The organism is Eubacterium sp. CAG:161, assembly GCF_000432355.1.
In the GTDB taxonomy this organism is placed as follows: Bacteria; Bacillota; Clostridia; order Lachnospirales; family Lachnospiraceae; genus Eubacterium_G; species Eubacterium_G segne.
Map to the genome: position 1 here is coordinate 33,908 of NZ_HF991860.1, position 3,841 is coordinate 37,748.

Genomic DNA, 3,841 nt, shown 5'->3' on the forward strand with positions numbered 1-3,841 from the left:
GTGTTGATATCGGCTGTGGAATGTATACAGTGTGCTTAGGAAAGGGTGAAATTGACTTTGCAAAAGTTGACGAAGCAGCACATTTTATTCCGTCAGGAGGTAATGTGTGGGAGGGAAGAATAGAGAGATTTGACCTTACCAAATTAAAATGTTACAGAAAATTAAAGGATACAAGAAGACTTGAAAGGTCATTAGGCACATTAGGAGGGGGAAATCATTTTATTGAAATTGATGAGGCATCAGATGGAAATAAATATCTGATAATACATTCAGGAAGTAGAAATCTGGGAAAACAGGTGGCTGACTATTATCAGAATCTGGCGACAGATTTAGACAAGGGATTAGAAACTTATTTTGTGGCAAGAGAGGAATTGATTAAAACATATAAAGAGCAGGGAAGGAGAAAAGAAATTCAGCAGGTTTTAAAGGAGCTGGAGAAAACACGTTATGAAAATGAGCCACAAAATCCTGAAGATTTATGTTATTTATATGGAAAGTATATGGAGGATTATCTTTTTGATGTGGAAATATGTCAGAATTTTGCCAAAAGAAACAGGGAAAAAATGGCTGAAATTATATTAGAGAGAACAGGTATGACGGGAAATGATGCTTTTCATACAGTTCATAATTATATAAATACTGAAGAAATGATTTTACGAAAAGGTTCAATAGCTGCCCACAAAGGGGAAAAGGTATTGATACCTATTAACATGAGAGATGGCTCGGTTTTAGCTGTGGGAAAGGGAAATCCGGAATGGAATTATTCAGCACCTCACGGAGCAGGAAGAATTATGTCAAGAACAATGGCAAAGGAAAAATTGTCTATGGAGGAATATGCTGCATCTATGACGGATGTATATACAACATCAGTGTCAGAGGCAACATTAGACGAAGCACCAATGGCGTACAAATCATTAGATGATATTATAGATGTAATAAAGGATTCGGTGGAAATTATGGAGGTAATGAAACCGGTGTATAATTTTAAGGCGTAGGAGAAGAATATGAGGGAAATTATATTAGAGGAATTACGGAAAATAGAAGAAGTAGAAAAAGTGAAAATTATAATGGCGGTGGAATCCGGTAGCAGGGCGTGGGGATTTGCCTCACCGGATAGCGATTACGACGTTAGGTTTATATATGTACGAAAACCGGAGGACTACTTAAAGTTAGAGGGAAACAGGGATGTAATAGAGTGGAAATTAGATGAGGTATTAGATATTAATGGATGGGATTTAAGAAAAGCGTTACGGTTGCTATATAAATCAAATCCCACAATATTCGAGTGGAGTGCATCGCCTATTGTATATTGGGAAACAGAGGATTTTAAGAAATTAAAAAATTACTTCCCCGGTATTTTTCAATGAAGAAAAGTCTTTATCACTACCGGAGCATGGCGGAGCGTACATATATTGAGCATTTGCAGGGAGAAGAGGTAAAGGCAAAGAAATATTTCTATTCCATGAGACCGTTACTTGCTGCAAAATGGATATTAGATAAAAAATGTGCGCCACCAATGTTGTTTGAAGAGCTAATGGAGGCAGAGTTAGAGGAAATTTTAAAACCAGAGGTAGAAAAATTATTGAAAATAAAAAGAAATTTGACGGAAATGGGGATGGTAAAAAAGAATAAAATTATTGATGAATATATTGAAAAATCCATAACAAAAATCGAGAGAATCGCAGAAAATATGGAGAATGAATCAGTGGAGTGGAAATCACTTAATGATTTATTTTTGGAAATGATTCAGTGGTAATAGGGAAGGGCGTATCTTGAATGTACACTAAAAGCATACATTAATTCGACAAAAATTTTTTTAGTTTTTTTCTGTACACAAATAAAGGATATTAAGGTGAAACAAAATCAGTTATACTTAACATAACAAAGGAAAAAGGAGAAAAGTTATGAAGAGTGCTGATAAAGAAAAGATGGGGGCTTATTTAAAGAAACTTATAGAGGAACGATATCCATCACATAGGAAATTTGGGAAGGCATATCTTGAGGCAATAGATGTTCAGGTAAATGATGAAGAATTAAGGAAAATAAGTAATAAACTTTCACAAATAATTAATGGGAAAAAGGGTATACAGCTTGAAGACCTTATGGTATTTACAGATTTGCTGGGGGTATCTTGTGAAGAGATTATTACCGGGGGCAATTACTTTGTACCGGTGGCTAGTCATATGACAAACTATGAAATTGCCTTTACAGATGATCCTCGTGTTTGGAAAAAATATATGGAGCGGGAAGATAAGATATTTTTAAATAGTGATGAATATGGAAAAACAGTTATTGAATACGCTTTAGAATTTAAAAATTATAAGTTTATGAAATATCTTATGGACGAGGGATATATATGGCTTGTGGATAACAGTGAATGGAAAAATTTTGGATATTCATATGGTGCAGGTACAAGTGTGAAGAAGCGTGACTTTAGAGATTATGACACAAGTGTACCATTTTTGATTTATACTCAGGATAGAATACGGACTCAGACAATTGCACTGGCAATAGAAAATAATGATTTGGACATACTCGATACCCTTTTGGCAAGGGACAATCCGTTTTTACATGATGCCGGTACTTTTGGTTTTGCCTATGGCTTGGAGCGGTACTATAACGCAGATTTAATGAAAGCGGTTTCTGAATCAGACGAAAAGGTTTTGGATTATTTTTCAAGAGAGTTTGAAATTAAAGATACATATGGCAATGAGAATACATTTATTTACCCGTATATGGGGGAACTGATTGATATAATGCTTAAAACTAACAGAAAAGAAGTGGAGTTGTTAATTAGAAGATCATTAAAACATAATAAGGAAACACTTAAAAAATTAGAAATAATGATTAGGGGTGAGTATCAGTATGTGGGTGAAAACTATGATTGGTTAGAAAAAGAGTCTGTTATGGAAATGGCGTTAAGATGTTTTAGGTTTGATAACGAGAACAAAATAGTAAATTATATTTATCATAAAGAAAAACAGTCTAGTGAAAAGATAGTTACAAATATTGTTTATATTTCTGAAAAATCATCAGCACCATTAATAAATGAACTGATTTCTGAAATAAATGAATTATATTCCCGGATTTCATCTTTGGGGGATAAATCATTAACAAAGCAGATTATTAATTGGATTGAAAGTAAAGAGTCGTAAATTTATTGGCAGTCAGAAAAGTTGTGAATCTTATATATTCGCAACTTTTTTCTTTATATAAAAAAAACACTTGACTTAGTATCAAAAAGATGATAAGTTATACATGAACATAATATCAATTTGATACAAAGAAAAGGAGATATGAGTATTATGAAAAAAAATAAGAAAAAAATATTAATTGTAGTGGATATGCAAAAGGATTTCACATCGGGAGTGCTGGGAAATGCTGAATGTGAGGCTGCTGTGCAGGAAGTGGTAAAGGTAATTAATTCAAACCAATACGACGAAATATATCTTACAAGAGATACTCATCATAATGATTATCTGGAAACTCAGGAGGGTAAAAATCTGCCGGTGGAGCATTGTATTGAATTTTCAGATGGATGGAAAATTCGTCAGGAAATTATGGAAGCTGTTAAAGATAAAAAAGTTGAAATTGTCAACAAGCCGTCTTTTGGTTCTCTTTTCCTTGCAGAGGAACTTAAAAATAAATATTTTAATGAAATGGAAAAGGTTGAAGTTACTCTTGTGGGGGTATGCACGGGAATATGTGTTATTAGTAATGCAATGCTTATTAAAGCCACGTTGCCTGAAACTAAAATAAATGTTATTGAAAAGGCATGCGCCTGTGTAACGTTAGCTTCCCATAAAAATGCAATTGAGGCAATGAAAATGTGTCAGATTAA

Annotated in this window: 3 protein-coding genes and 1 pseudogene; all 4 read left to right on the plus strand. The window is 33.7% G+C overall.

Going from position 1 to position 3,841, the window contains the following annotated elements; genetic code table 11:
- Positions 1-995, plus strand: a 995-nt coding sequence (locus Q5O30_RS04810) for an RtcB family protein (RefSeq protein WP_302674592.1), incomplete at its 5' end; no start/stop codon positions are given.
- Positions 996-1,004: 9 nt separating this feature from the next.
- Positions 1,005-1,756 (plus strand): annotated as a pseudogene (locus Q5O30_RS04815) (nucleotidyltransferase domain-containing protein).
- Positions 1,757-1,904: 148 nt separating this feature from the next.
- Positions 1,905-3,155 carry a hypothetical protein gene (locus tag Q5O30_RS04820; protein ID WP_021952625.1) on the plus strand — a complete coding sequence of 417 codons (1,251 nt, stop codon included), beginning with the start codon at positions 1,905-1,907 and terminating at the stop codon, positions 3,153-3,155.
- 150 nt (positions 3,156-3,305) lie between these two features.
- A partial coding sequence (locus tag Q5O30_RS04825) for a cysteine hydrolase family protein (RefSeq protein ID WP_302674593.1) occupies positions 3,306-3,841 on the plus strand: 536 nt, incomplete at its 3' end.

Bases quoted from the DNA above. Each gene is read 5' to 3' on its own strand.
- Q5O30_RS04820 (WP_021952625.1), top strand. From the start codon at position 1,905: ATGAAGAGTGCTGATAAAGAAAAGATGGGGGCTTATTTAAAGAAACTT.